The following is a 25602-nucleotide window of genomic DNA, read 5'->3' on the forward strand; positions in this document are numbered from 1 at the left end:
CCGGAACACCGGCCCGGATCTACCAGAACCTGCTGCTGAGGGCCGGCTGATGCGTCAGTTCCACGGCGTCGCGCAGCCGCAGCGCGACGCTGATCGTGGCGCGCAGGGCCGAGGGGCGTACGGTCTGGGCGGTCTCGGTGGCCAGGACCAGCAGACAGGCCGCCGCCTGCTCGACGACCGGCACGGGGAGGGTGAAGTCGCTGTCGGCGGCCGCGCGGAACGCCTTCAGGGGGATCGCGGCTCCGTCGATGGCCCGTTGCGCGGCCTGCTCCAGGTGCTGTGCGGCCTGTTCGCACACGGGGGCGGGCAGGGCGATGGTGCGCTGGAACGGTGAAGTCGTCATGCCCCGACTGGTCCCCCGGCGGCGGCCGCTTCTGTCGGTGGGCGGCGGGATTTCACCGTCCCGCGTGACCGGTGCGTGGCGAATGTCCCGGAATCGAAACGACCGTCGAGGCGGGCACAACGGCGGCCGGACACGAGAGGTCTCCGACTGCGACCGGCTTCCCCGACGAACGGCCGCGCCGCGGCACGGGGAGCACGTCGAAGAGACCACAACGGGGGTATCCACATGTTTCGCAACGCCACGCGCCCTGCCAGGTGGCGCGCCTGCGCCGTCGGCTGCGTCGCCGCTCTCGGCATCGCCGCCGCCGCGGTCCCGGCCGCAGCCGCGCCCGCCGTGGACGGCAACGACCGGTACACCGCAGAGGAGATCCACACCTTCCTCGAGGACTTCTACGGCGAGCACGGTCCCGGCGACTTCGCCCGCAAGTACGGCATCTCGCCGCAGCTCAAGGAGAAGGTCGCCGAAAACCCGGAGTTCGACGTCCTGCTGTGCGCCCAGAACATCCCGGCGTCCATCGACATCGGCCCGGTCACCACGGCCCAGTCCGCGCGGGTCGGCTGGGCGACCGTGAGCACGTACTGGAACGGCGGGTCCGCCAAGGCCGACTTCACGGCGTACGTCGACCTGGACGCGACGCGGCCGATCCAGCTGCTCGACGTCGACTGCGGTTCCGGGAGCTGAGCGGCCCCGCCACGGCCGTACGCTGGTCGGAGATCAACCGCGGAGTCGAGGAAGACCAGGAATGACCGCCCGTACGGACGCCGCCGCCCGGCTCACCGGACGGGTGGTCACCGGCGAACGGCCCCTGTCCGGGGCCCTGGCGGAGGTCACCCTCGACGACGGGCGGGTGGTGGTCGTCAAGCGTGCCGACGATCCGGGGGCGACGCGGGCCGAGGCGGCCGGGCTGCGCTGGCTGGCCGGTGCCGGGGCGGTGCGGGTGCCGGGCGTGCACGGCCACGACGAGAGCTGGCTGGTCATCGACCGGGTTCCGCAGGGGCGGGCGAGCGGGGAGGCGGCGGCCCGGTTCGGTCGTGACCTGGCCGCCCTGCACTCCGCCGGGGCGCCCGCGTTCGGCGCGCCGCCCCCGGACGGGCCCGCCGACGCGTACATCGGGCTCGCCCCGATGCGCAACGAGCCGGGCACCGACTGGCCGCGCTGGTACGCCGGGCAGCGTGTCCTGCCGTATCTGCGGCGCGCCGTCGACCAGGGCACCGTCCGCCCCGGTGAGGCGACCGTCGTGGAGCGGCTGTGCGAGCGGCTGCCCGGGCTGGCGGGGCCGGATGAGCCGCCTGCCCGGCTGCACGGCGATCTGTGGAACGGCAATGTGCTGTGGGGGTCCGACGGGCAGGTGTGGCTGATCGATCCGGCCGCGCACGGCGGGCATCGCGAGACCGACCTGGCGATGCTGCGTCTCTTCGGCTGTCCCCACCTGGAAGCGGTGCTGGAGGGCTACCAGGAGCAGACGCCGCTCGCCGCCGGCTGGGCGGACCGGGTCGGCGTGCACCAGCTGTTCCCGCTGCTGGTGCACGCCGTGCTGTTCGGCCGGGGGTACGCGGAACAGGCCCTCTCGGTGGCCCGTGACGCCCTGGCGGGGTGACCGGCCGGCGGGTCACGACGTGCCGTCGAGCGGGCCGGCCGGGCGGGCGTCACACGTGCGGACGGCGGCCCCTCTCCTGGCGCGGGAAGCGCTGGTCGGCTCCCGGCAGTGCCGGCTTGGGCAGGGTGGCGACCTCCTGCTGGGCCTTCTGCAGCTGCTCGGCCGTGTCGTCGGGCAGACGGGGCGGACGCGGCCGGGCGTGCGAGAAGCGGAAGGCGGAGGTCAGGTCGCCGAAGGTCTCCCGCCGCCAGTCGCTGACGTTGGGCTCCTCGACTCCGGTGAACCGCTCCAGGAATTGCAGCGCGGAGGTGTGGTCGAAGGGCTCGGAGGCGACCCAGCCGCCGACCGTCCACGGCGAGACGATGATGGCGGGGACCCTGAAGCCGCCGCCGATCGGCAGCCCCTGGACGAACTCGTCCTTTGTACCGTCGGCCGGGGTCGGCGGTACCACGTGGTCGAACAGGCCGTCGTTCTCGTCGTAGTTGAGGATGAACGCGGTCTTGCGCCACACCTTCGGGTTCGACGCGATCGCCTCGATCTTCGACGCCACGAAGTCGGCGCCCGCGGCCGGCAGATAGTCCGGGTGCTCGGACTGGTAGCTGGTCGGCATGATCCACGACACCGTCGGGAGCCGGTCATTCCGGGCGTCGTCCTCGAAGGTGCCCTCCGGCTGGGGACGCACGCCCCGCTCGTACAGATCGGAGCCGGGCCGGGCGTCCTTGAACGTCGCGAACTGCTCCAGCATGTTGCAGCCGTAGTCGTCGTCCTGCTGGTACACCTTCCAGCTGATCCCGGCCGCCTGGAGGCGCTCGGCGAACGTCGTCCAACGGTACGGCGTGGGCGCCACGTTGCTGAGGATCGGGCCGCCCCGGGTGCCGCCGGGGTCGATGGAACCGGTCATCCACATCAGGCGGTTCGGCCAGGTCGGGCCCATCACCGAGCAGAAGTAGTGGTCGCAGACGGTGAAGGTCTCGGCGAGGGCGAACTGGAAGGGGATGTCCTCGCGTGTGTAGTAGCCCATGACGTAGGGGCCGTTGACGCCGTCGGCCTTGCGGTGCGCCGGCAGCCAGCGGTCCATCCTGCCGCCGTTCCAGGCCTCGTGCTGCACGGACCACGCGTGGCTGGTGGAGGGGATCGCCTGGGCGCTGGACGTGTGGGTGTCGAGGTGGAAGGGCAGCAGGTAGCCCTTGGGGTTCTCGGAGTCCGGCTGGTAGAAGACGGAGCGGCCGGTGTCGAGCCGCAGGGCGTGCGGGTCGGCGAAGCCGCGGACACCGGAGAGGGTGCCGAAGTAGTGGTCGAAGGACCGGTTCTCCTGCATCAGCATGACGACGTGCTCGATGTCGCGCAGCGAGCTGTGCTTCGGCGGCTCGGCGGCGACGGCCTTCTGGACGCTCGGCGGGAGGAGGGAGAGCGCCGCGGCGCCGCCCAGCGCGCCCGCGGCGGAACCCAGGAGTCTACGACGGGTCAACTCGGCCATGTCTGCCCCTTCTTGCTTGACAGGGAGGGTGCGCGAACGCGGCTCTCCGGAGGGCCGGCCGGCCCGGTTCGCTCCGGGCCGTCGATCACTCTCCGCCCGGCGGGACCGGGCGTGTCAGGGGCAGTCGGTGAACAGGTGACCAATGCGCGGGGTGCGGTTGGCCAAGACCTGACCGGCCATATCACCGCATTCCCAGCGCGTTGCCCGGGCTTGGGAGAGGGATGGCCAGTGCGTGGGAAACACGGAAGGGACAGCGATGCGGACGGGTGGGCACGACGAGAGGGCCACCGGCGCGGTATCGGCCGCGCGGTTGCGGCATGTCTACTGGATCGGCGGCGGCAGCGGTGCGGGCAAGTCGACGATCGCCCGCCGGCTCGCGGAGCGACACGGCTGGCGTCTCTACCCGACGGACGATGTGATGCGGGAGCACGCGCTGCGGACCACCGCCGAGGAAGCGCCGTTTCTGCACGCGTTCATGGCGATGGACATGGACGAGCGGTGGGTGGACCGGTCGCCCGAGATCATGCTCGAGACGTTCCACTGGTTCCGCGGGGAGGCCTTCGGGCTGATCGTCGAGGACCTGCTGCGCATGCCGCGGGAGACGCCCGTCCTGGCCGAGGGGTTCCGCCTGCTGCCGCATCTCGTGCGGCCTCTGCTCACCACTCCCGGGCAGGCCGTCTGGCTGCTGCCCACACCGGAGTTCCGCCGGGCCGCTTTCCGGAGCCGGTCCGCCCCGGGGGAAGGCTTCACGGCGAGGACCAGCGACCCTGAGCGGGCGAACCGCAACCTCGCCGCCCGGGACGACCTGTTCACGATGCGCCTCCACGACGAGACCGCACGCCTCGGGCTGCCCGCCATCATCGTCGACCGCTCGCTGTCGGAGGACGAACTCGCCGAGCGGGTGAGCGGGGCCTTCCGGCTCTGACGGCGCATGAAGAGGGCCCGGACACCGCCCGCTCGCGGTGTCCGGGCCCTGCGGCCCGTCGCGCTTCAGCCCTCGGCGAGGCGTGCGCGCAGGAGCTTCTTGCCCAGTTCGGCACCCTTGCGGCTGTCCGCCTGGGCCTTGCGGAACAGGTCCGCGACCTCGGTGTCCTTGGCGCGCTCCGCGTCCTGGATGTGCCCCTCCAGGCGCAGCGCGTTGTTCAGGCACGCTTCCACGTACCAGATCAGGTTGTAGTCCTTGTCCTGCGTACCGGTCACGCCGCCGGTCTCCGTCCCACTGGTCATTTTCGGATCTCCTTCTCGCGGAGTGGACCTCAGGCGCCGGACGAGTACCCGCCCGCCGGTCGAACACACAGAGAACCGCACACACCACCAACTCCCCTCCCCTGCACGGCAATAGCGACAGTTGCCCCAGACGCGAACAGAAAGCGATCACTTTCGGAGCGAAGTGTCGCTACACCGTGCGAGATCAGTCGATGACGGTGTGTACTGTGCTGCGGGTAGCTCGCCAGAGCGCCTCGGACTCCGCCCTGCCCGACTCCCCCTGGAATCTCTTCGATGATCGAACTACCGGACCTGGCCGTCGGTGGTCTCGCCCTCGGCACACTGTCCGCGTTCGCCCTCGGCGGCGGGCTGCTGCGCTCCCGGCGGCAACTGGCCGCCCAGCGCGCGAAGACGGCCGCGCTGCGGGCCCAACTCGACGGAACCTCACGGGCGTTCACTGCCGAGGTCGAGCATCTGGCGGCGCGGCGACTGCCCTCCGCGGCCCGGCAGGTCGCGCATCCCCACATCGCCGTGCCCGGCCCGCTGAGCCCGCAGCTCGCGGGTTCGCCTCTGGGATTCGCGCTGGAGCAGGTGCTGAAGGGGCTGCACGCCGAACTCGCCGCGCAGCGCACCCGGATCGACGCCGCCGCGCAGGCCGGGATGCGCGGGGCGACCCGGGAGATCCAGGCGGCGCTGTACCGGTTGCAGGACGCCCTGCGCGGTCTGCAACAGCGCTACGACGACCCCGAGTTGGCCCAGACCCTCTTCGAACTGGACCACGAGAACGAGCAGTCGCTGCGCCGCGCGCAGATCGCCGCGGTGGTGTGCGGGGCCTGGGTCGGGCTCGCCCGGGAGGAGTCGCACCTCGTGGACGCGGTGACGGGCGGCCAGGCCCGGCTCGCGGGCTACCAGCGCGTCCGGATCCACAACCACCTGGAGGCCGGCACCGCCCTGGTCTCCCACGCCGTCGAACCGGTCGCCATCATCGTCGCCGAACTGCTCGACAACGCGCTGCGGCACTCCGCGCCCGACACCGGCATCGTGGTCAACCTCGAGGCCGTGCACCACGGGGTCTGTGTCACGGTGGACGACGCCGGGCTGGGCATGACACAGGACGAACGGGCCCGGGCCCAGCGGATGGTGGGCGGTCGCGAACCCATCCTGCTCACCGAGCTCGGCGACCCGCCGCGCATGGGTCTCGCCGCGATCGGCCAGCTGACCCGGCAGTTCGATCTGAGCGTCGACCTGTCCTCCCCGTCCCCGTACGGCGGTGTGCGGGCGGTGCTGCGGGTCGACCGTCATCTGCTGACCCGGATCGACCCCGAGGAACTGCCCCCGGCGGCCAGTGCCCCACGCTCCACCCGCAAGGAGGCCGTGCGGGACACGGCGGGCGGCTCCGCCTCGCCCCGCGGCACGGAACCGGCCGCGCCCGACTCGTCCCCGTCCCCGTCTCCGCCCCTGTCCCCGTCCCACGGGACCGAACCGGCCCCGGCCGCCGCGTCCCAGTCGCCCGAGCCGGCCGCCGGCCCGGAGACGTCCGAGCCGACCCCCACCGCCGCCAACCGGGAGCACGGCTACGGCGCCGACCAGGACGACCGTGCCGCCGCCCCGCCCCCGGGTCACCACAGCCCCGGTGACAGCGGCGGCCTCCCCCAGCGCCGTCGCCGCAGCCGGGCCACGCCGGCGTCGGACACCCAGGGTCCCGCATCCGCCCCCGCCCCCGCGCCGCAGCGCCGGCCCCGGCGCCCCGAGGAGTCGGCCGCCGCCCTCGGCGCGCTCCAGTCCGGCACGGCGGCCGGACGTTCCGCCGCCGCCCGGCCGAACACCGGGGCCTTCCCAGCCGTACCTGAGGGTGCGCCGGCCGTGACCACGGCCGACGCGGCATCCGACGACACCGATCACGACCGGCACGACGACGAAGGGGGAACGGCTCGATGACCAGCCGCGCAGCGGGGGACACGGCATGGGTGCTCGAACCGGTCCTGGAGGTGCCGCACGTCGTGGCCGCCGTCCTGCTCACCCGGGACGGGCTCGTGACGGGCTACACCGACGCGCTGTCGCAGCCGTCCGCCGAGCGGGTCGCCGCCATCACCAGCACGGTGCAGGGCGCCTGCCGTACCGCGGCGGCCGCGTTCGCCGACACCGACGGGGCCGAGATACGGCAGGTCGTCATCGAGTCGGACCACGGCTATGTGCTCATCGTGCCGACCGACCACGGGACCTGCGTGGCCGCGTACGGCGATCCCGAGGTGCGCCTGGACCTGCTCGCCCACCGGGTGCACTCGCAGGTCGCCCGGCTGGGCGAGAAGGCGATGGCCGCCGGTCCCCGAGGTGCCGACGGCGGCACGCCGGCATGACCGGCCGCAGAGGCGGCCGTCCCCTGGTTCCCGCGTACCTGTCGACCGGCGGGGTGGCGCGGCCCAGCCGTGCCCATCTGGAGCGGCTGTCCGTGCTCACCGGCAGCGGTGCGCCGGCTCCCCCCGATCTGCCCGCCGCGCAGGCGGCCCTGCTGGAAGAGCTGGAGTACGGGTCCCTGACGGTCGTGGAGGCCGCCGCCCTGCTGCGGCTGCCCGTCTCCGCCGTGCTGGTGCTGGCCGCCGGCCTCGTCGACCGCGACCTGGCACTGGCCCGCGCGCCCATCCCGCCCGCCCGACGCTTCGACCCCGACCTGCTGAAGAGAGTGGCCGATGGCCTCCGCGACCTCAAGCACCGTTGACGCCCAGCCCGGTGACACGGACATCCACCTCCCGGACACCGCGCGCGATCTGGTGAAAATCCTGGTCACAGGGCCTTTCGGGGTGGGCAAGACCACCCTGATCCGCTCCGTCTCCGAGATCCGCCCGCTGCACACGGAGGAGCAGCTCACCGAGGCGTCCGCGCGGGTGGACGACCTCGCCGGGGTGCGGGACAAGTCGACCACCACGGTCGCCATCGACTTCGGCCGGATCAGCCTGCCGGGCGGGATCGTGCTGTACCTGTTCGGCACGCCGGGCCAGGAGCGGTTCCGGCCGCTGTGGGATGACATCGCCTACGGGGCGCTCGGCGCGCTCGTCCTGGTCGACGCCCGTCGCATCGACGCCTCGTTCGACGTGCTCGGGCTGGTGGAGGAGACCGGGTTGCCGTACGCGGTCGCCTTCAACACCTTCCCGGACGCGCCCCGCCACCACACGCCGGAGCAGTTGCGCGCCGCCCTGGACCTGGAGCCGACGACCCCGATGGTGACCTGCGACGCGCGGGAGGCGGACTCCTCGATCGACTCCCTGCTCGCCCTGGTCCAGCACCTGATCGACCACCGACCCGCGGAGCACCGGTGAACCGTCCGTCCCCCGCCGAGCAGGCCTTCTCCCTCGCGTCGCCCGTACGCCTGTGGGAGGACTCCTTCGCCCGCGACCCCTCCCCCTACTACGCCGCGCTGCGCGCCCACGGCCCGGTCGGCTGGGCGGAACTCGCGCCCGGTGTGGCGGCGTACGTCGTCACGGACCGGCGGGCGGCGCTCGACCTGCTGCACGACACGGAGACGTTCTCCCACGACCCCCGGCCGTGGGAGGCCACCGTCCCCGACGACTCCCCCGTGCTCGGGATGATGCGCTGGCGCCCCAACACGCTGTTCGCCGACGGCGCCGCCCACATCCGCTACCGCACCGCGCTGCTCGACGCCTTCGACCTGGTGGAGCCGCACGACCTGCGGGCCCGGATCCACCGGGCGGTGCACCTGCTGGTGAGCCGGTTCGGGCCGCGGGGCGAGGCCGATCTGGTCGGCGAGTTCACCAGGCCGCTGATGGCGCTGGTGTTCAACAGCCTGTTCGGGCTGCCGGACAGCGCGAGCGACCGGCTCGACGCCGCGCTCGGCAAGCTGATCGAGGGCGGCGCCCAGGCGGCGGAGGGCGAGGCCGAGTTCGGCGGGTACGTGCTGGAGCTGATCGCCGCCAAGAGCGCGCGGCGCGGCGACGACCTGCCGAGCTGGCTGCTGGACCATCCGGCCGGGCTGACCCCCGAGGAGGTCACCTGGCAGGTGTTCCTCACGCTCGGCGCGGGGCACGAACCGACGGCCAACCTGGTGTCCAACGCGCTGTCCAGGATCCTCGGCAACCCGGCCTACTACTCGACGCTCACCAGCGGCGCCCGCCCCGTGACGGACGCGGTGCTGGAGGTGCTGCACCACGAGACACCGCTCGCCAACTACGGCATCCACTACGCCCGCACACCCGTGACCTTCCACGGCGTGTGGCTCAGGGCCGCGGTGCCGGTGGTGATCTCCTACGGAGCGCTGGCGCAGGCCGCCGAGCAGGAGCGCGGCACGGACCGGCACCCGGGGGACGCCTCCCACCTGTCCTGGTCGGCGGGCCCGCACGCCTGCCCGGTGAAGCAGCACACGCTGCTCATCGCCACGGAGGCGATCGAACGGCTCACCCAGTGGCTGCCCGACCTCGAACCCGTGCTGCCCCGCGAGCGCCTCACCTGGCGCCCGGGGCCCTTCCACCGCTCGCTGACGGCGCTGCCCGTGCGTTTCAGCCCCCGCTCCCCCGACCAGCCAGGAGGACGACCGTGACCGTGACCGACCGCATCGCTCTCGACCCGTTCGGCGCCGACATCGCCGGCGAGAGCGCCCGGCTGCGCTCCCTCGGCCCGATCGTGCCCGTGGAGCTGCCCGGCGGCATCCCCGCCTGGGCTCCCACGCGCTACGACACGCTGAAGGAGCTCATCCTCGATCCGCGGGTCAGCAGGGACCCGCGACTGCACTGGCGGCTGTGGCCCGAGATCGGCGAGCACCCGTCCTGGGGCTGGATCCTGGGCTGGGTGGGCGTGGTCAACATGCTCTCCACGTACGGCGCGGACCACACGCGGCTGCGCAAGCTGGTGGCGCCCAGCTTCACGCACCGGCGCACCGAGGCGATGCGGCCCCGCGTGGAGGCCATCACGGCGGAGTTGCTGGACGCGCTCGCGGCGGCCGACGACGAGGTCGTGGACATCAAGGAGGGGTTCGCCCATCCGCTGCCGATGCGCCTGATCTGCGAACTGTTCGGTGTCCCGGACACGTTGTGGGAGGACACCGCCAGGATGATCGCGGCCCTCATGGACACCACCGACCCGAGCCCGGAGCACGCGGCGTCCGTCCAGCGGCAGATCGGCACTGTGCTGCCCGCGCTGATCGCGCACAAGGCCGCGCACCCCGGTGACGACATGACCACCGAACTGATCCGGGTGCGGAACGAGGACGGCGACCGGCTCAGCGACGAGGAGCTGCTGTACACGCTGCTGCTGGTCATCGGGGCCGGCTTCGAGACCACGGTCAACCTGATAGGCAACGCGGCCGTGGCCCTGCTCCGGCACCCCGAGCAGCTGGCGGCCGTGCGGTCCGGGGAGATCGGCTGGGACGCCGTCGTCGACGAGACGCTGCGCGCGCACCCGTCGATCGCGTCGCTGCCGCTCCGGTTCGCCGTCACCGACCTCACCGTCGGCGACGTCACTGTCCCGGCCGGTGACGCCATCATCACGACGTACGCCGCCGCCGGACTCGACCCCGAGCACTACGGTGCGGACGCCGACCTCTTCGACGCCACCCGCGCCGCCGACGACCATCTGGCGTTCGGGATCGGTGTCCACCGGTGCATCGGGGCACCGCTGGCCCGTCTGGAGGCGCTCACCGCGCTGCCCGCCCTGTTCGACCGCTTCCCCGATCTGTGCCTGGCCACCGGTGACGAGGGCCTGCGGCAGGTGCCGTCCTTCATCGCCTTCGGCTGGCAGGAGATCCCGGTGCGGCTACGGGGCTGAGCCGGGCGACGGGCAGCTCGCGGGAGCGCGACCGGTCCCCCGTTCCGGTCGTGCCCCCGCGGTGCGTTGAACTTACGTCCATGGCAGAGGCCTTGTGAACCGCGTCGATGCCCGTTGCACGCTCAACAAGGCTCACCCGTGCACAGCTGAGTCCGGTTGGCCCGGTTTCGTCCCGCCTGGACCTGGCCAACCGGTTGCCTCAGAGGCAAAACCGCTCAGTCGTGGCGGTGGAAAACCGGCAGGTCGAGGTCGCCGACGGCCAGGTGCGCGAGCACGACCTCGTACAGGTCGGTACCGGCGGCCAGCAGCTGGCGCTCCAGGACGGGTTCGGCGCTGCGGACGTGCTCGCGCACGGTCTGCGCGTGCACACCCAGGGTCTGCGCGGCCCGTTCGGCGTTGCCGCCGGCGGCGATCCAGGTGCGCAGGGTCCGGCGCGGGTTCCTGGCGTCCGCGTCCAGCCGGCCCAGCAGGTCCTGTGCCCAGGTGCGCACGGCGGCCCCGGACAGCAGGTCGGAGAGCCGGAGTCCGGGGTTGCCGGTGTCGCCCGCCGGGTGCGCGTCGGGCAGGCCGATCTGGGTGTTGAGCGCCAGGTGGACGACGGCCCGGACCGTGAGGTCGGCGAAGTCGGTGCCGAGCAGGCCCTCGACGCGTTCCATGCGGGCACGGACGGTGTTGCGGCTGACGCCGAGGACCTTGGCGGCGTTGACGGCGGTGAACTCCAGGCCGAGTCGGTTGGTGGCGAGCAGTTCGGCGCGGGTGTGGTGCGGCAGGGTGTCGAGCGGGCGCAGCACACGGGACGTCCAGCCGCGCAGTGCCACCGGGTCCATCAGGCGTTCAGGGTGGGTGCGCTCGGCGTACACGGCCGTCTTGTCGGGCCGGAAGTGGGCGACGGCGAGGGCGCTGACGGCCTGTCCGTAGGCGGTGGCGGTCCGGGCCAGGCTCTGCCGGACACTGCCGCCGAGGAAGAGGTCGGGGTGGCGTCCCACCAGTGACCGCAAGGCCTCGCGCGTGGCGTCCCGGGGGCTGACGACGATCACGTGCCCGTCCATGGCCGGGCAGCGCACGACCAGGGCTTCCTCCCCGGTGCTGTCCAGGCACTCCTCGGCGATGCGGTCGCGTACGGCGGGGCCGGACTCGACCACGTACACGCACGCGGTGTCGGCGTCGAGCAGCCCGGGCCAGAGCCCGGCGGCGACGCGGCGGGCGGCGACGGTGTCCTCGACCATGAGCAGCTGCAGGATGGCCAGGCGCAGGTCGGAGGTGGCCCGCCGGAGCCGGTGCCCCGCCGCGGTGGACTCGCGCGCCGTCAGCAGGAGTTCGATCACCTGGGCGGTATGGGTGATCACGTCGGAGGCCCGCCGGTCGAAGGGGGTGGCGCGGGAGACGGCCAGCACGCACGCGTGGGAGGGGTGCTCCACCCGGACCAGGCGCAGATGGCGCTCCCGGCTCTCCCAGGCGGCGGAGGCGATCCGGCCCGCGGTGATGTCCGTGACGAGGTCCTCGTCCAGCGGCAGCCGGTTCCCCGCGATGAGATTCCCGGCGGAGTCCTGCAGGGCCACCGATCCGTGCACGGCGCCGGAGAGCCAGGCGACGACCCTGCGGACGTCGCGACCCGCCGGGCGCAGATGCTCGAGCAGTTCCTCCGCCCACGCCGGACCCGTGTCGGCCGGCGTCTCCTGCTGCCGGTTCCCGTCCTCTCGGCCAGCCACCTCGGCCTTCCCCTCGCTTCTCGCACCGCCTCCGGCGCACCGGTCGGGGACGTTACCTCACGTGTGCCGCGCACTCATCCCGGGCCGAGACCCCACCCTGCTCCACCGACCCTCGCGGGCGGCATAAGCTCGGCAGATGGCCAAGTACTACGACGTGCACCCCGACAATCCCCAGCCGCGCACCATCGGCCAGATCGCCGACAGCATCCGCGCGGACGCCCTTGTCGCCTACCCCACGGACTCCTGTTACGCACTGGGCTGCCGCCTGGGCAGCCGGGACGGCATCGACCGGATCCGGTCGATCCGCAAGCTGGACGACCGGCACCACTTCACCCTCGTGTGCCAGGACTTCGCGCAGCTCGGCCAGTTCGTACGGGTCGACAAGGACGTGTTCCGCGCGATCAAGGCGTCGACGCCCGGCAGCTACACGTTCATCCTGCCGGCGACGAAGGAGGTGCCGCGCATGCTGCAGCACCCCAAGAAGAAGACGGTCGGCGTCCGGATCCCGGACCATGTCGTCACCCAGGCCCTGCTCGCCGAGCTCGGTGAGCCACTGCTGTCCAGCACGCTGCTGCTGCCCGGCGAGGAGGAGCCGATGACACAGGGCTGGGAGATCAAGGACGAGCTCGACCACGTCCTGGACGCGGTGGTCGACTCCGGCGACTGCGGCACCGAGCCGACGACGGTGATCGACTTCTCCGGCGGCGAGGCGGAGATCGTGCGGCACGGCGCGGGCGACACCACACGGTTCGAGTAAAGGGCACACCAAGGCCCGTTCACGGTAGAACCGTGTGCGGGGGGTGGGCGAAATGCCCCGGGAAAGCGCGTGTCACGATGCCGGTGATCCGCCCGGTCACGCGGACGGGTCCCCGGCCGGGATCCCGCGGGTCCGAAGACCTCTCGGGTCCGGGCCCCCGCAGCTCCGACACCCCCGCAGAGAGGCAGCCCAGCCATGACCGCCGTACAGGGAACCGCTGTCGACATCCCCACCGAGGACGGCACCGCGGACGCGTATCTGGCCCGTCCCGACGACGGGGCCGCCCATCCGGCGGTCCTGCTCTACATGGACGCCTTCGGCCTGCGTCCGCGGCTGCGCTCCATGGCCGACCGGCTGGCCGGTGAGGGCTACACGGTGCTGGTGCCGAACGTGTTCTACCGGCACGGTCGCGCCCCGCTGTTCGAGCTGCCCGAGTTCATCGACCCGGGGGCGCGTCCGGAGATATTCGAGCGCATCATGCCGGTCATGCAGGCCCTGACGCCTGACGTCGCGATGCGGGACGCCGCCGCCTATCTCGGCTGGCTGGCCGAGTCTCCCGCGGCGGCCGACGGCCCGGTCGCGCTGACCGGCTACTGCATGGGCGCACGCCTCTCGCTGCTCACCGCCGGCACCTACCCGGAGCGGGTCGCGGCCGCGGCCGGCTTCCACGGCGGGCGGCTGGCGACCGACACACCGGACAGCCCACACCTGGTGGCCGGCGCGATCACCGCCGAGCTGTACTTCGGCCACGCCGACGAGGACCCCTCGCTGCCGCCGGAGCAGATCGAGCGCCTGGAGGAGGCCCTGACGGCGGCGGGCGTCCGCCACCGCTGCGAGGTGTACCCGGGCGCGCCCCACGGTTTCACGCAGGCCGACACGGCGTCGTACCACCAGGAGGGCGACGAGCGGCACTGGGCGGCCCTGCTCGACCTCCTGAAGCGCACATTCTGACCGAAGTCGACACTCGTTGAACGCAAGTTGTCGATCTACCGACGGTAAGGGCTTGCTTTCACGTGTCCACTGCACGTAGACCTTGCCTCCACACCAGCCAAGACTCTGGGGGGAGTTGGCTTATGGACGGCACGGTCGACGGGTTCCGCTACGGTGCGGTGACCCCGGTTGCGGCCTATCTGATGGCTTGCCTGGGAGGGGCACTGGGGCTGCGGTGCATCGTGCGCTCGCTGCTCAACGAGCGATCCTGGAAGCCCGGTTGGCTGGCATTAGGCGCCGCCTCCATCGGGTGCGGCATCTGGACGATGCACTTCATCGCCATGACCGGCTTCCACGTGGAGGAGACCCGGATCCGCTATGACGCGGCCACGACGGTGCTCAGTCTCGTCGTGGCCGTTGTCGTGGTCGGCATCGGCGTGTTCATCGTCGGCTACCGCGGCACGGGCCGTACGGTCCTGGCGGTCGCGGGTACCGTCACGGGACTGGGCGTCGCGACCATGCACTACCTGGGCATGGCGGCGATGCGGCTGAACGGCGACGTCGGCTACGACCCGCTCGGTGTCGCGCTGTCCGTCCTGATCGCCATCGCCGCCGCGACCGCCGCGCTGTGGTCGGCCGTCACGATCCGCAGTCTGCTGATGAGCCTCGGGGCGAGCCTGGTGATGGGTGTGGCGGTGTCCGGGATGCACTACACGGGCATGGCCGCCGTCAGCGTCCGTGTGCACGACACGACCAGCGGGACGTGGGCCGGCGACTCGCCCATGTCGCTGCTGCTGCCGATGCTGCTGGGGCCGGTCGTCTTCCTCCTGCTGGCCGGGGTCGTGGTGATGTTCGATCCGCTGCTGGTGCTGGGCGAACGGCCCTCCGTTTCGCAGCCGGGCACCTCCGCGAAGGGATCGGTGGCCAACTCCGCCGCGTCGCACCGCGGTTCGCGCAAGGAAGCGGCGTGGCCCACCCGCAGGCGGTGAGGAACCCGCCGCGGACGGGTTCTAGATCGATTGTTACGGTGCATCGGTGTCTGACTCCTCACGCGATACCGCCGAAGGCGCCGGCTGGAACAGCACCGAACGCGGCGCGTACCAGCAGTTGATGCCGCAGCGGGTCGAGAAGATCTCCTGGCTGAACCCGAAGACGCTGTGGGCCGCCCGCAACGGCGTGCTGGCCTCCTGGTTCGGCGACCCCACCGGGCGGATCCGCGGCCGGTGGGTGGCACAGCGCGAGGCCACCGGCGCACCTGCCGACAAGGTGATCCGGCGCGAGGAGCCGGACCGTTTCTCCTTCCTCGTCATCGGCGACACCGGCGAGGGCGACGACCCTCAGTACGCCGTCGTGCCGGGCTTTCTGAAGACCGGTCAGGACACCAGCTTCGCCGTGCTGGCCAGTGACGTGATCTACCCGGTGGGCAGCGCGGACGACTACGACACCAAGTTCTTCCGCCCGTACCGGGACTACCAGGCGCCCATCTACGCGATACCCGGCAACCACGACTGGTACGAGGACCTCGGCGGTTTCATGCGCGTCTTCTGCGACGACGCCCCGCCGCTGCCGCCCGAGCCCCGGCCGCGCCCCCTCAGCCGGGCCTGGCTGCGGTCCCTGCTGTGGCACCGGCCGCGCCCGGACGACGGACAACACCTGGCCGAGGCCCGCAAGTTGCGCTCCTCGCCCGCTCAGCAGGCCGTCCAGCCGGGCCCGTACTGGGCGATCGACGCCGGGCCGGTGCGGATCATCGGCATCGACACGGGCCTGCTGGGCACCCTCGACGCCGAGCAGGGCGCCTGGCTGCGCGAGGTCTCCCAGGGCCCGCGACCGAAGATCCTGGTCACGGGATCGCCCCTGTACGTGGACGGCAGGCACGAGCCGTGCGCCATCGAGGGAGGCGGCACGGTCGACGGCATCGTCCGCGACCCGGCGCACCACTACGTGGCGGCGATCGGCGGCGACATCCACAACTACCAGCGCTACCCGGTCCGGCTGGACGACGGACGCACCCTCCAGTACGTGGTCGCGGGCGGCGGCGGGGCGTTCATGCACGCCACCCACACCATTCCCCGGGTCTCCGTCGCGGACGTCACCGAGCAGGACTTCCGCTGCTATCCGCTGCGCGGCGACTCCCTCGCCTTCTACAGCCGGCTCTACGGCCGCCGGCTGCGCATGCGCCGCTTCTTCACCCTCACCGAGGCCGAGGCGACGGCAGTGATCGCCGAGCGCCTCGGCATCCGGCCCGCCCGCTCGCCGGCCACCTCGACCCGCGTCACCCGGCGCGTGCGCCTGGTCGCCGGGCTGCTCGGCACCGGCCGCCGGCCCGACAAGGCCAAGCGGTTCCGGCTGCCCGTGCGGAAGATCTACACGTCGCTGTTCTCGCCGAGCTCGGCGACCTACAGCCCGCCGTTCTTCAAGTGCTTCCTGCGCCTGGACGTCTCCCCGGACTCGGTCCGCCTGCGCTGCTACGCGGCCACCGGTGACCGCGCCCAGGAACTCGCCCCGCCGATCGAGGACGAGGTGACGATCCCGCTGCGCTGAGCCGGTGCGGGCGGCCCCGATGCCGCGGGAACAGCACAGGGCGCCGCGGGGTTGGCACAGCCGTAGCCATTGAACGTTCAATGATGGAGGGTCCGTGCCACCGACCTCACGACCGCTGCGCAAGCTGGGTTTCCTGACCATCGGGCTGTTCGACGAGGCGGATCCACGCCGCGGCCACGAGTCGACGCTGGAGATCATCGAGCTGGGCGAGCGGCTCGGCTTCGACAGCGCGTGGGTACGCCACCGCCATCTGCAGTTCGGCATCTCCTCCCCCGTCGCGGTCCTGTCCGCGGCCTCCCAGCGCACCCGCCGCATCGAGCTCGGCACGGCGGTCATCCCGCTCGGCTGGGAGAACCCGCTGCGGCTGGCCGAGGACCTGGCCACCGTCGACCTGCTGTCCGGCGGCCGCCTCAACCCGGGTGTCAGCGTGGGCCCGCCGATGCACTACGACCAGGTCAAGGGCGCGCTCTACCCCGACACGGGCGACACCGAGGACTTCGGCTACGGACGAGTGGAACGGCTGCTGGACTTCGTACGGGGCAAGCCGGCGACGGACTTCAGCGGGCGGGAAGGGTTCGAGGTCTTCTCGCAGCGGGTGCAGCCGCACTCCCCCGGCCTGGGCCGGCGCATCTGGTACGGCGGCGGCAGCCTGCGCTCGGCCGGGTGGGCGGGCGAGCACGGCATGAACCTCCTCACCAGCAGCGTGGTGAAGGCCGAAGGCCCCGACGGGCCCTACGACTTCGCGGAGATCCAGCTCTCCCACATCCGCGCCTTCCGCGCCGCCCACCCCGACGGCGAGGCCGCCCGGGTCTCGCAGGGCCTCGTGGCCATCCCGACGGACTCGGCCTCGCCCGAACAGCGCGCCCGGTACGAGGAGTACGCCGCCAAGCGCACCGCCCGTACGGCCGAACCACAGGGCCCGGCGCGGCTGATGTTCGCGCCGGACCTGGTCGGCACATCGGCCGAGATCGCCGAGCGACTGCACGCGCACGCGGCGTTCCGGGAAGTGGACGAGGTGGCGTTCGCGCTGCCGTTCACGTTCGAGCACGAGGACTACGTACAGATCCTCACGGACATGGCGACGAAGCTCGGGCCGGCGCTGGGGTGGCGGGCGGGCGCGTGAGCATTCCGGCGGGCCGGGCGGGCCGACAGGGCGGGCTCCCTCAACAGAAGGGAGCATCCGGCGCGTTGGCCCAGAAGGAGAGGAACGACCAGGTCTGGGCACCGACGCGCCCGTCGACGACGATGCCGGCACATCGCTGGAAGTCCTCTGCCGCGGACTGCGTGACCGGGCCGAAGTCCCCGTCCTCGTCCAGATCGGCACCAATGGCGTGGTTCAAGTAGCACTGGGCCTGTTGGACGACTGCCCCGGATGACCCCACGCGAAGGTTCGGACGCCTGTTGGTGTAGTCGCACACATCGACGGGCCCCTGGGCCACGAGGGTTGCTGGACGCTTCAACTTGTGTGCGGCCTGGGCGTCGGCCGCCGCCGTGGTCACAGAGGTTTCCTGCGATGCCGCGGCGGCCGGTGGTCCCGCAAGGGTGATGGAAAGAGTCAGCGCCGCTGCGGCGGTGAGCACACGTCTCATCCAGATCACCTCCAGGAAGCATTCCCCCTTTCCTCATCGTGCGCTTCCCGCACCCGGGTTGCATCTCGGGAGAGCCGCAGGTCACCAACGCCCGGGGGCCGTTCCGGTGATCGGCTCCGACGCCTTGCCGTCCACCCCGGCGGGCACGTCCCCCGCGAGCATCACCCGGTGCATGATCCGCGGATGGTCGAGGTGCGCGGTGTCGCCGGGCGCCAGGTGCATGGTGGCGCGGTTGTCCCAGAACGCCACGCTGCCGGGTTCCCAGCGGAAGCGCACCGTGTACTCGGGCCGGACCGCCTGTTCCAGCAGCAGGTTCAGGATCGCGCCGCTCTCGGGCCGGGAGAGGCCGGCGATCTGCTCGACGTAGTAGCCGTTGACGTAGAGGATCCGCTCCCCCGTCTCCGGGTGGACGCGCACCAGCGGGTGCAGCGAGGCGACCTGACGGTCCAGCAGGTGGCGGACGTACGCGTCGTCCCCGGGCCGGGGCTGGTAGCCGACGCCGAGCCGGTGCTCGGCCCGCAGTCCGTCGACGAACTCCCGCAGCGGCGCGGAGAGTCCGGCATACGCCGCCGCCAGGTTCGACCAGGTGGTGTCGCCGCCGTAGGGCGGTACGGTCTCGGCGCGCAGGATCGTCGCGGCGGGCGGGTCGACGCGGGCGCCGTGGTCGCAGTGCCAGCCGCGCAGCAGGGTGTGGCGGCGGCGCCGCAGCCACTCGTCATGCTCCATGCCGAACCGCCCGCCCAGTTCCAGCCGGTCGGCGGTGGTCTCGATCTCGGGGAATTCCGGCGGCGAGGCCTTGCCGCGCCGGGGCAGCACCACCGGCTCACCGAAGCGACGCGCGAACGCCACATGGCCGGCGTGGTCCAGGCGCTGGCCCCGGAAGAACACCACCTTCCACCGCAGCACCGCCGCCCTGATCGCGGCGATCACCGCGTCGTCGAGGTCCGCGGCCAGGTCGACACCGCCGATCTCGGCGCCGATGTGCCCGGCGACCGGCTTCACCTCCACCCCGGTGTCCCGCGCCGCCTCGTCCGTGATCGGGCCGTCCGTCGTCATGAGCGCTCCGCTGGTCGTGGGCGTGTGTCTGCCGTCCCGAAGATCGTGACAGTGATCCCCGCCCGGGGCGACACCGCATCGGCGCACCTCACACCGCGAACTCCCGGATCACCGTGTTCCGGAACACCGCCCTCCCGTCGATGCCGAACAGCGCGAGCCCCGTGTCGACCAGATACGGGAAGGCGGCCGTCGAGTGCACGTACCGTCCGTCGTCGACGAAGAGTTCCACCGATGTGCGGTCGACCAGGACGCGGAGCCTCACCGTGCGCCGGGCCGGGTCGAAGGGGCTGTGGCTCTCCTGCCATCGGCCCGACATGTCCGGGGACACGGAGGGGCGGCGGTTGAGGTAGGCGTAGTCGCGGTGGACGCCGGCGTCGATGTGCCGGACGCCGTCCGGGGAGCGCCGCAACTGCACTCCCGCGCCCGTGAGCCGGTCCCAGGTGATGTCACAGGTCAGCTCGTAGGCGGTGCCCCGATAGTCGAGCAGGCGCGTGCCCTCGACCTCCAGGTCGCCGAGCGTCACCGTGCGGGAGACGTACCGGTCGAGCGCGGCGACCGGCCGGGACGCCAGGAAGTACGTGCCGTCACTCCCGCGCTTGAGCGTGATCTCGCGGACGATCGAGTCGGTGCCGTTGAAGCCGTCACTGTCGATCGTGGGCGTGATGTGGGCGTAGTCCCAGTTGTTCAGCCAGCCGATCGCGTAGCGGCCTTCTTCGTCGAGGGTTCCGTCGGTGCCGCGCTTGTCGAAGGTGACCGCCCCGTACCAGTCCCAGCCGTGGTCGAGCCACTGGGGATCGGTCGCGTCGGCGGTGAAGGCGCTGCCGTCGAAGGAGCCCGTCCAGTACGCGTACGTGTTCGGCAGCCCTGCGGCCTTGCCGTTGGCGCTCACGCCGAGCACCCACTTCACCGTGCCGTCCCCGGCGCGGATCCGGAACAGGTCGGGGCACTCCAGCACCCCGATGCCGCCCCTGACGAAACCGCTCACGTACCTCCAGGACCTGAGGTCGGCGGAGTGATAGAAGCCCACCTTGTCGTTCTCGGCGAGGGTCATCACCCACCGTCCGCGTTCCTCGTCGCGGATCACCTTGGGGTCGCGGAAGTCGCGCACACCGGGGTTGGGCAGCACCGGATCGGTGCCGTGCGGGGTGAACGAACGGCCGCCGTCGGTGGAGTAGTACAGGTACTGCGCCTGGTCGCTCGGGCCGTCGTGCGGCGACATCGTGGCCAGGACGACGACCGCGCCCGCCCCGAAGCCCGCGGTGTTCTCCGTGTCGACCACCGCGGAGCCCGACCAGACGTCGCCGTTGGCGTTGACGTCCTTGGGCACTGCGATCCCCCGGTCCGTGAAGGAGACCAGGTCGGTGCTGGTGGCCAGGCGCCAGGCGGTGCCGACCTCGCCGGAGAGGTAGTCGGCGTTGTGGAGGTAGTAGTAGTGGTACGCGCCGTCGATCCAGATGGGGCGCTGCGGGTCGTTCTTCCACTGTCCGGGGACGGTGAAGTGATAGGCGGCGCGGTAGCTCGCACCGGCCTCCTTCGGCCTGGCCTCGGCCGGACCCGCCGCGGCGGGCAGTAACGCGCCGGCCGTCCCCACGGCCGTGCCCGCGAACAGCGCTCTCCTGGTGATCCCGCTCATCACACTCGTTCCTCTCGTCGGAAACGGCGGCTCATGGGACCAGGACTCTCGGACCTAACTCGTTAAAGGTCAAGCGTTCACACGCCTTGACAGGTCCGTTCGGTCCTCACATCATCTGGGGCATCAACCCTCGTCTAACACGAGTTAGGCCCCATAGATGACCGACTCGCACCTCACCCGCCGCGCCCTCATGCGGTACGGCGCCTACGGCGCGGGGGCCGCCGCCCTGGCCGGCACCGCCGCGAGCTGGGACCGGCTCACCGGAGCCGACATCCCCGGCCGGGACGACGGCTCCCTGGTCGTCGCCACCCTCGGCCCCGCCTACGGGCCGGAGGCCATCCGCACGCTCCGGGAGGGCTTCCGCGAGCTGCACCCCGACATCAAGCTCCGGATCAACGCGGTGCAGGCCGTCGACTGGTCGGACTTCTTCGCGAAGATCCTCACCCAGGTCGCGGCGGGCACCGCCCCCGACCTCGTCTATGTCGCCACCGAGGGCGTGCAGCTGTTCGCGCAGCGGCTCGGCGTGGCCCTGGACAAGTGGGTGCGGCGGGACGCGGCCGAGCTGAAGGAGTACTTCGCCGACGTCCACCCGTCGCTGGTGGAGTCGATGATGTACGAGGGCAGCCTCTACCAGCTGCCGGTGGAGTTCAACGCGGCCGACATGTACTTCAACCGGCAGGTCCTGCGCCGGGCCGGGGCGGACTTCCCGCCGTCCGACTGGAACCGCGACGACTTCACCACGCTGCTGCGGGACATGAAGAAGTCCGGCGGCTCCCGCTTCACGCCGTACTTCTGGACCAACCGGCTGTGGGGCGGTGTCGTGCCCTGGCTGTTCGCGAACGAGACCAACCTGCTCACCGAGTCCAAGGCGCCCGGCGGGCAGTGGCTCTGGGACGGCTTCTATCCGGCGGCCCAGCGCAAGGGCCGCGGGGGCGGCTTCCGCTGGACGACACCGCAGGCCACCCACGACCGCGTGGAGGAGGTCTACGACTACCTCGCCTCCCTCATCCAGGACGGCCTGTGCACCCGCCCCGAGGGCGGCAACGGCCAGAACCTGATCGGCGTGTTCTCCACCGGCCGGGTCGGTGTCACACCGGCGGGCGGCTTCTGGGCGGGCGGCCTGCATCTGGCCGGGATGCGGCGGGACGGGTTCGACGTGCAGTACTTCCCGCGCTGGCGCACCCAGCGCATGCAGTACGGAGCGGCGGGCTACGCGCTGCTGCGCACCTCGAAGATGCAGGACGAGGCGTGGGAGTTCATCAAGTACGCGGCCCGCAAGGACACCCTCGACCGGCTGTTCGCCACGAACCAGACGACCCCGGCCCGCCGCTCGCTGCTGACCGCCGCCCGCTACGAGAAGACGGGCCCGGCGCGCTGGCCCGTCTTCTACGACACCCTCGACCGGTTCCCCGACACGGGCCCGATCCCGGCGCCGCCGCAGGTCGCGGAGGTCGAGCAGGTGCTGCTGAAGCACACCGGTACGGCCCTTGCCGCCGCGCGCTCGGTGCGTCCCGCGCTGCGCCGGATGCAGGGCGATCTGGAGAAGGCCATGGAGCGTGACGCGTGACGAACACCCAGACACCGCCCGCCCGGGCCGAACGCCCCGTGGCCCCGCCCGCCCCCGCGCCGAAGGGCCCCTCGGCCCGTGATCGCGGCACCCGGCTGCTGGCCACGCTGTTCCTGACACCGACGATCGTGGGCATCGTGGTCTTCACGGTCGTCCCGATCCTCGGCTCGGTGGTCCTGAGTCTGTTCCACTGGAATGTCATCGACTCGCCGTCCTACGCCGGGCTCTCCAACTACGGGGAGGTGTTCGGCGACGAGACCGTCCTGGTGTCCTTCCGCAACACGCTGGTGTTCATGGTGTTCGCGGTGGCGCTGCAGCTGCTGATCGCGCTGGCGCTCGCGCTGACCCTCAACGGGCGGATGCCGGTGTGGCTGCGGTCGGTGTTCCGCTCGGCGTTCTTCTTCCCGCTGGTGCTGTCCGCCGCGTCGATCTCGGTGGTGATGAAGTACCTGTTCAACCAGGACTTCGGGGTGGTCAACTGGCTGCTCGGCTTCGTCGGGATCGCGCCCGTGCCGTGGCTGACGTCGGAGAACGCGGCGATGGCGACCGTGGTCCTGGTCTATGTCTGGCAGCAGTTCGGCTTCTCGTTCCTGCTGTTCATCGGCGGCCTGAACAACATCCCGAAGGAGATTCACGAGGCCGCCGCCCTGGACGGCGCGAACGGCCTGCGCAAGCACCTCACCGTCACTCTGCCGCTGCTGTCACCGACACTGCTGGTCGCCTCGGTGGTCGGCATCATCAACGCGCTGCAGGTCTTCGAGCAGCCGTACGTCCTCACCAACGGCGGTCCCGGCGACTCCACCCGCACGGTCGTGATGGTGATCTACGAGACGGCGTTCGAGCAGCTGCGCTTCGGTGAGGCGTCCGCGGTGGGTGTGCTGCTGTTCGTGCTGATCATGGCGGTCACGGCCCTCCAGTTCCGGCTCAGCCGGCGTTTCGTCCACTACCAGTGAGCCGGGTGAGTCTTCCCATGAGCCAAGCAACCCTGTCCCCCGGCCGTGTGCGGTACCGGCTGGCGCCCTGGGCGCGGATCGCCGGTCTGGCCGTGTGCGCCCTGCTCACCCTCGGCCCGGTGGTGTGGACGGTCTCCACCTCGCTGCGCACGCCTGCCGAGGCGTTCGACCTGCCGCCCCAGATCGTCCCGGCGAACCCGTCCACCGAGGCGTACCGGGGCGTGTTCGACCAGATCGACGTCTGGCTGCTGGCGCTGAACTCCACGCTGGTCACCGGGCTGATCGCGGTCGGCCAGATGATCACGGCGGGCCTTGCCGGATACGCCTTCGCGCGGCTGGAGTTCCGTTTCAAGAAGCCGCTGTTCGGCCTGGTCCTGGCGACGATGATGGTGCCGTTGCAGGTCACCATCGTGCCGGTGTTCCTGGTGCTGAAGTCGATGAGCCTGACCGACACCCTGCTGGGATTGATCATCCCGGCTTTCCCGACCGCCTTCGGCACGTTCCTGATGCGCCAGTACTTCCTGGGCATGCCCAAGGACCTGGGCGAGGCGGCGATGCTGGACGGCGCCGGGCCCTGGCGGACCTTCCGCTCGGTGTACGCCCCGCTGGCCGCGCCCGGCCTCGCGATCGTCGGCGTACTGGCCTTCAACTACCACTGGAACGAGTTCTTCCGGCCGCTGATCCTCGAGACCTCGGGGCAGAACTACACGTTGCCACTGGGTCTGGTCTCCCTCCAGGGCAATCTCGGCACCGGCTCGATCTCCGTCGTGCTCGCCGGTGTCGTCCTCTCCATGATTCCCGCCGTCGCCGTGTTCGTCGTCGGCCAGCGCCCTCTGCGCGAGGGCATCACCTCCGCAGGAGTCAACCGTTGAGCCTCACCGCTCCCCCGCAGGACCCGCACGCCCCGCGCTTCCGGGTCCGCCCGCCGGCCAACTGGATGAACGACCCGAACGGGCCCTTCTTCTGGCGTGGCCGCCATCACCTCTTCTACCAGCACAACCCTGACGCCCCGGTGCACGCGAACGTCCACTGGGGGCACGCCTCCAGCCCCGACCTCGTGCACTGGGAGCACCACCCGATCGCGCTCACCCCGGCACCGGGCGGCCCGGACGAGGCGGGCTGCTGGTCGGGGTGTGTGGTCGACGACGACGGCGTGCCCACGGCCGTCTACACCGGGGTCGACCGGAACCACACCGGCCTCGGCACGATCTGCCTGGCCCGGGCGGCGGACCCGGACGACGAGAAGCTGACCGAGTGGACTCCCCTGCCCACTCCGGTGGTGACGGGCCCGCCCGAGGGGCTGGACGTGGTGATGTTCCGCGACCCGTTCGTCTTCGACCACGACGGACGCCGCCTGGCGCTGGTCGGCGCGGGGCACGCCGACGGCACGCCGTCGGTCCTGCTCTACGACTGCGACGACCTGACCGACTGGCGGTTCGCCGGTGTGCTCCTGGACGGCCGGGACCCGGCCGCCGCGGCGGCGTTCGGCGACCGGGCGACCGGCTGGGAGTGCCCGCAGCTGTACGCGGCGCGGGCCGGCGAGTGGGTGCTGGTCGTGTCGCTGTGGGACGGCCGTCCCTGGACCACCGGCTACCTGACGGGCCGTCTGAACGCGGACCTCCGCTTCACCGCCCGGGCGGGCGGCCGGCTCGACCACGGCCGTGACTTCTATGCGCCCGCGGTGCTCCAGGAGCCGGACCGGGCCCTGATGTGGGGCTGGTCGTGGGAGGCCCGCGCGCAGGGCGAGAGCGACTGGGCCGGTGTCCTGACCGCTCCTCGCGTCGTCGACGTCCATCCGGACGGTGCCCTGCGGGTGGCCCCGGCCCCGGAGCTGCACCGGCTGCACGACGCGGAGCCGTTCGTCACCGCCCCCGGCCGGACCGCGCTCCCGGCGGCCTACGACCTGACCGTCAGCGCCCGCGACCGCACCACCGTGACCCTCCTGCGCTCGGCCTCAGGAGCCGGGCTCACGGTCTGTCTCGACCCTGAAGAGGGCGCGGTGACACTCGACCGGGGGGACTGGCCCCGCGAGGAGGCCGAGGCGGCCGGGCCGATCGTCGTCCATGTGCCGCCGTACGAGGAGCTCACGGTGCGCGTCCTCGTCGACGGCTCGCTGTACGAGCTGTTCGTCGGCGACCGGGCCACGGTCACCGAGCGGATCTACCGGCGTCCGGACGACGTGAGTGAGTTGAGCGTGACGTCCGGCGCGGCCGTCACCGGATGGGCGCTGGTCCCACCGAAGCGCGGCTGATCACCGGGCAGGCCAGACGCCGCACGGTGGCGGGCGGTGTCCGTCCGGTGGCGATGGCTTCGAGGAGGAGCCCGGCCGCGGCCTCCCCCATCGCCCGGTGGGGCAGCGCGACGGTGGTGAGGGGCGGCGCCAGGTAGGCGGCCATGTGCTCCTGGTCGTCGTAGCCCACCACCGACAACTCGCCGGGCACGGAGATCCCGAGCCGGGTCGCGGCGTGCAGG

General features: G+C 71.8%; 26 protein-coding genes. 18 read left to right on the forward strand and 8 right to left on the reverse strand.

Annotation, left to right across the window (positions count from 1 at the left end; genetic code table 11):
• Nucleotides 1–19: 19 nt before the first annotated feature.
• Complete coding sequence (locus tag ACWIF2_RS23775) at nt 20–343, reverse strand: hypothetical protein (RefSeq protein ID WP_454362647.1); 324 nt, start codon at nt 341–343, stop codon at nt 20–22.
• A 225-nt stretch (nt 344–568) separates the two neighbouring features.
• Here ACWIF2_RS23775 and ACWIF2_RS23780 point away from each other — a divergent pair, with 225 nt between their 5' ends.
• Both ACWIF2_RS23780 and ACWIF2_RS23785 read left to right on the forward strand, forming a co-directional pair.
• Nucleotides 569–1024 carry a hypothetical protein gene (locus ACWIF2_RS23780; RefSeq protein WP_454362648.1) on the forward strand — a complete coding sequence of 152 codons (456 nt, stop codon included), beginning with the start codon at nt 569–571 and terminating at the stop codon, nt 1022–1024.
• 61 nt (nt 1025–1085) lie between these two features.
• Nucleotides 1086–1940 (forward strand): fructosamine kinase family protein, encoded by an 855-nt coding sequence (locus ACWIF2_RS23785; RefSeq protein WP_454362649.1) that lies wholly within the window; start codon nt 1086–1088, stop codon nt 1938–1940.
• 49 nt (nt 1941–1989) lie between these two features.
• On the opposite strand, the gene ACWIF2_RS23790 is transcribed toward ACWIF2_RS23785, so the two are convergent.
• On the reverse strand, nt 1990–3417 hold the full coding sequence (locus ACWIF2_RS23790; protein ID WP_454362650.1) for an alkaline phosphatase family protein: 1428 nt from the start codon (nt 3415–3417) through the stop codon (nt 1990–1992).
• Between the two features lie 256 nt (nt 3418–3673).
• Here ACWIF2_RS23790 and ACWIF2_RS23795 point away from each other — a divergent pair, with 256 nt between their 5' ends.
• Nucleotides 3674–4342 carry a hypothetical protein gene (locus tag ACWIF2_RS23795; protein WP_454362651.1) on the forward strand — a complete coding sequence of 223 codons (669 nt, stop codon included), beginning with the start codon at nt 3674–3676 and terminating at the stop codon, nt 4340–4342.
• Between the two features lie 65 nt (nt 4343–4407).
• On the opposite strand, the gene ACWIF2_RS23800 is transcribed toward ACWIF2_RS23795, so the two are convergent.
• Nucleotides 4408–4644 (reverse strand): hypothetical protein, encoded by a 237-nt coding sequence (locus tag ACWIF2_RS23800; RefSeq protein ID WP_454362652.1) that lies wholly within the window; start codon nt 4642–4644, stop codon nt 4408–4410.
• 273 nt (nt 4645–4917) lie between these two features.
• Between ACWIF2_RS23800 and ACWIF2_RS23805 the strand changes: the two genes are divergently transcribed.
• The 6 genes from ACWIF2_RS23805 to ACWIF2_RS23830 are packed head-to-tail and all read left to right on the forward strand — an operon-like array spanning nt 4918 to nt 10395.
• Nucleotides 4918–6561 carry an ATP-binding protein gene (locus ACWIF2_RS23805; protein WP_454362653.1) on the forward strand — a complete coding sequence of 548 codons (1644 nt, stop codon included), beginning with the start codon at nt 4918–4920 and terminating at the stop codon, nt 6559–6561.
• Entirely contained in the window at nt 6558–6980 is a 423-nt protein-coding gene (locus ACWIF2_RS23810) for a roadblock/LC7 domain-containing protein (RefSeq protein WP_454362654.1), read from the forward strand. Before ACWIF2_RS23805 ends, ACWIF2_RS23810 begins: the two co-directional genes overlap by 4 nt.
• Complete coding sequence (locus tag ACWIF2_RS23815; RefSeq protein ID WP_391113339.1) at nt 6977–7339, forward strand: DUF742 domain-containing protein; 363 nt, start codon at nt 6977–6979, stop codon at nt 7337–7339. Before ACWIF2_RS23810 ends, ACWIF2_RS23815 begins: the two co-directional genes overlap by 4 nt.
• A complete protein-coding gene (locus tag ACWIF2_RS23820; protein ID WP_454362655.1) occupies nt 7311–7937 on the forward strand; it encodes a GTP-binding protein in 627 nt (208 codons plus the stop codon). The genes ACWIF2_RS23815 and ACWIF2_RS23820 overlap by 29 nt, the downstream gene beginning before the upstream one ends.
• A complete protein-coding gene (locus ACWIF2_RS23825) occupies nt 7934–9172 on the forward strand; it encodes a cytochrome P450 (RefSeq protein ID WP_454362656.1) in 1239 nt (412 codons plus the stop codon). Before ACWIF2_RS23820 ends, ACWIF2_RS23825 begins: the two co-directional genes overlap by 4 nt.
• Entirely contained in the window at nt 9169–10395 is a 1227-nt protein-coding gene (locus tag ACWIF2_RS23830; protein WP_454362657.1) for a cytochrome P450 family protein, read from the forward strand. The genes ACWIF2_RS23825 and ACWIF2_RS23830 overlap by 4 nt, the downstream gene beginning before the upstream one ends.
• Nucleotides 10396–10610: 215 nt before the next feature.
• Here the strand turns inward: ACWIF2_RS23830 and ACWIF2_RS23835 are convergent, their stop codons facing one another.
• Nucleotides 10611–12104 (reverse strand): helix-turn-helix domain-containing protein, encoded by a 1494-nt coding sequence (locus tag ACWIF2_RS23835; RefSeq protein WP_454362658.1) that lies wholly within the window; start codon nt 12102–12104, stop codon nt 10611–10613.
• 136 nt (nt 12105–12240) lie between these two features.
• On the opposite strand from ACWIF2_RS23835, the gene ACWIF2_RS23840 reads away from it, so the two are divergent.
• From ACWIF2_RS23840 to ACWIF2_RS23860, 5 genes are all read left to right on the forward strand, one after another.
• On the forward strand, nt 12241–12861 hold the full coding sequence (locus ACWIF2_RS23840; RefSeq protein ID WP_382488613.1) for an L-threonylcarbamoyladenylate synthase: 621 nt from the start codon (nt 12241–12243) through the stop codon (nt 12859–12861).
• A 195-nt stretch (nt 12862–13056) separates the two neighbouring features.
• Nucleotides 13057–13812 carry a dienelactone hydrolase family protein gene (locus tag ACWIF2_RS23845; RefSeq protein WP_454362659.1) on the forward strand — a complete coding sequence of 252 codons (756 nt, stop codon included), beginning with the start codon at nt 13057–13059 and terminating at the stop codon, nt 13810–13812.
• A 122-nt stretch (nt 13813–13934) separates the two neighbouring features.
• Complete coding sequence (locus tag ACWIF2_RS23850) at nt 13935–14780, forward strand: MHYT domain-containing protein (RefSeq protein ID WP_454362660.1); 846 nt, start codon at nt 13935–13937, stop codon at nt 14778–14780.
• Nucleotides 14781–14826: 46 nt separating this feature from the next.
• A complete protein-coding gene (locus ACWIF2_RS23855; protein ID WP_454362661.1) occupies nt 14827–16332 on the forward strand; it encodes a metallophosphoesterase family protein in 1506 nt (501 codons plus the stop codon).
• A 94-nt stretch (nt 16333–16426) separates the two neighbouring features.
• Nucleotides 16427–17455: an LLM class flavin-dependent oxidoreductase gene (locus ACWIF2_RS23860; RefSeq protein WP_454362662.1), complete on the forward strand. Its 1029-nt coding sequence runs from the start codon at nt 16427–16429 to the stop codon at nt 17453–17455.
• Between the two features lie 40 nt (nt 17456–17495).
• Here the strand turns inward: ACWIF2_RS23860 and ACWIF2_RS23865 are convergent, their stop codons facing one another.
• From ACWIF2_RS23865 to ACWIF2_RS23875, 3 genes are all read right to left on the reverse strand, one after another.
• Complete coding sequence (locus ACWIF2_RS23865; protein WP_454362663.1) at nt 17496–17921, reverse strand: peptidoglycan-binding domain-containing protein; 426 nt, start codon at nt 17919–17921, stop codon at nt 17496–17498.
• Nucleotides 17922–18002: 81 nt separating this feature from the next.
• Complete coding sequence (locus ACWIF2_RS23870; RefSeq protein ID WP_454362664.1) at nt 18003–18977, reverse strand: TauD/TfdA dioxygenase family protein; 975 nt, start codon at nt 18975–18977, stop codon at nt 18003–18005.
• A gap of 88 nt (nt 18978–19065) precedes the next feature.
• Nucleotides 19066–20610: a glycoside hydrolase family 32 protein gene (locus tag ACWIF2_RS23875; RefSeq protein WP_454362665.1), complete on the reverse strand. Its 1545-nt coding sequence runs from the start codon at nt 20608–20610 to the stop codon at nt 19066–19068.
• A gap of 157 nt (nt 20611–20767) precedes the next feature.
• On the opposite strand from ACWIF2_RS23875, the gene ACWIF2_RS23880 reads away from it, so the two are divergent.
• The 4 genes from ACWIF2_RS23880 to ACWIF2_RS23895 are packed head-to-tail and all read left to right on the forward strand — an operon-like array spanning nt 20768 to nt 25381.
• Nucleotides 20768–22177, forward strand: a complete 1410-nt coding sequence (locus tag ACWIF2_RS23880; protein WP_454362666.1) for an extracellular solute-binding protein — start codon at nt 20768–20770, stop codon at nt 22175–22177.
• Nucleotides 22174–23130, forward strand: coding sequence for a carbohydrate ABC transporter permease (locus ACWIF2_RS23885; RefSeq protein ID WP_454362667.1), 957 nt, complete (start codon nt 22174–22176; stop codon nt 23128–23130). The genes ACWIF2_RS23880 and ACWIF2_RS23885 overlap by 4 nt, the downstream gene beginning before the upstream one ends.
• 17 nt (nt 23131–23147) lie before the next feature.
• Complete coding sequence (locus ACWIF2_RS23890; RefSeq protein WP_454362668.1) at nt 23148–24002, forward strand: carbohydrate ABC transporter permease; 855 nt, start codon at nt 23148–23150, stop codon at nt 24000–24002.
• Entirely contained in the window at nt 23999–25381 is a 1383-nt protein-coding gene (locus ACWIF2_RS23895; RefSeq protein WP_454362669.1) for a glycoside hydrolase family 32 protein, read from the forward strand. Before ACWIF2_RS23890 ends, ACWIF2_RS23895 begins: the two co-directional genes overlap by 4 nt.
• On the opposite strand, the gene ACWIF2_RS23900 is transcribed toward ACWIF2_RS23895, so the two are convergent.
• Nucleotides 25344–25602, reverse strand: a 259-nt coding sequence (locus ACWIF2_RS23900; RefSeq protein ID WP_454362670.1) for a substrate-binding domain-containing protein, incomplete at its 5' end; no start/stop codon positions are given. The genes ACWIF2_RS23895 and ACWIF2_RS23900 overlap by 38 nt on opposite strands.

The organism is Streptomyces sp. NPDC055506, assembly GCF_053643595.1.

Bases quoted from the DNA above. Each gene is read 5' to 3' on its own strand.
- ACWIF2_RS23840 (WP_382488613.1), top strand. From the start codon at position 12,241: ATGGCCAAGTACTACGACGTGCACCCCGACAATCCCCAGCCGCGCACC.
- ACWIF2_RS23815 (WP_391113339.1), top strand. From the start codon at position 6,977: ATGACCGGCCGCAGAGGCGGCCGTCCCCTGGTTCCCGCGTACCTGTCG.
- ACWIF2_RS23795 (WP_454362651.1), top strand. From the start codon at position 3,674: ATGCGGACGGGTGGGCACGACGAGAGGGCCACCGGCGCGGTATCGGCC.
- ACWIF2_RS23785 (WP_454362649.1), top strand. From the start codon at position 1,086: ATGACCGCCCGTACGGACGCCGCCGCCCGGCTCACCGGACGGGTGGTC.
- ACWIF2_RS23890 (WP_454362668.1), top strand. From the start codon at position 23,148: ATGAGCCAAGCAACCCTGTCCCCCGGCCGTGTGCGGTACCGGCTGGCG.
- ACWIF2_RS23780 (WP_454362648.1), top strand. From the start codon at position 569: ATGTTTCGCAACGCCACGCGCCCTGCCAGGTGGCGCGCCTGCGCCGTC.
- ACWIF2_RS23845 (WP_454362659.1), top strand. From the start codon at position 13,057: ATGACCGCCGTACAGGGAACCGCTGTCGACATCCCCACCGAGGACGGC.
- ACWIF2_RS23870 (WP_454362664.1), bottom strand. From the start codon at position 18,977: ATGACGACGGACGGCCCGATCACGGACGAGGCGGCGCGGGACACCGGG.
- ACWIF2_RS23875 (WP_454362665.1), bottom strand. From the start codon at position 20,610: ATGAGCGGGATCACCAGGAGAGCGCTGTTCGCGGGCACGGCCGTGGGG.
- ACWIF2_RS23810 (WP_454362654.1), top strand. From the start codon at position 6,558: ATGACCAGCCGCGCAGCGGGGGACACGGCATGGGTGCTCGAACCGGTC.
- ACWIF2_RS23880 (WP_454362666.1), top strand. From the start codon at position 20,768: ATGACCGACTCGCACCTCACCCGCCGCGCCCTCATGCGGTACGGCGCC.
- ACWIF2_RS23805 (WP_454362653.1), top strand. From the start codon at position 4,918: ATGATCGAACTACCGGACCTGGCCGTCGGTGGTCTCGCCCTCGGCACA.
- ACWIF2_RS23850 (WP_454362660.1), top strand. From the start codon at position 13,935: ATGGACGGCACGGTCGACGGGTTCCGCTACGGTGCGGTGACCCCGGTT.
- ACWIF2_RS23865 (WP_454362663.1), bottom strand. From the start codon at position 17,921: ATGAGACGTGTGCTCACCGCCGCAGCGGCGCTGACTCTTTCCATCACC.
- ACWIF2_RS23800 (WP_454362652.1), bottom strand. From the start codon at position 4,644: ATGACCAGTGGGACGGAGACCGGCGGCGTGACCGGTACGCAGGACAAG.
- ACWIF2_RS23820 (WP_454362655.1), top strand. From the start codon at position 7,311: ATGGCCTCCGCGACCTCAAGCACCGTTGACGCCCAGCCCGGTGACACG.
- ACWIF2_RS23775 (WP_454362647.1), bottom strand. From the start codon at position 343: ATGACGACTTCACCGTTCCAGCGCACCATCGCCCTGCCCGCCCCCGTG.
- ACWIF2_RS23790 (WP_454362650.1), bottom strand. From the start codon at position 3,417: ATGGCCGAGTTGACCCGTCGTAGACTCCTGGGTTCCGCCGCGGGCGCG.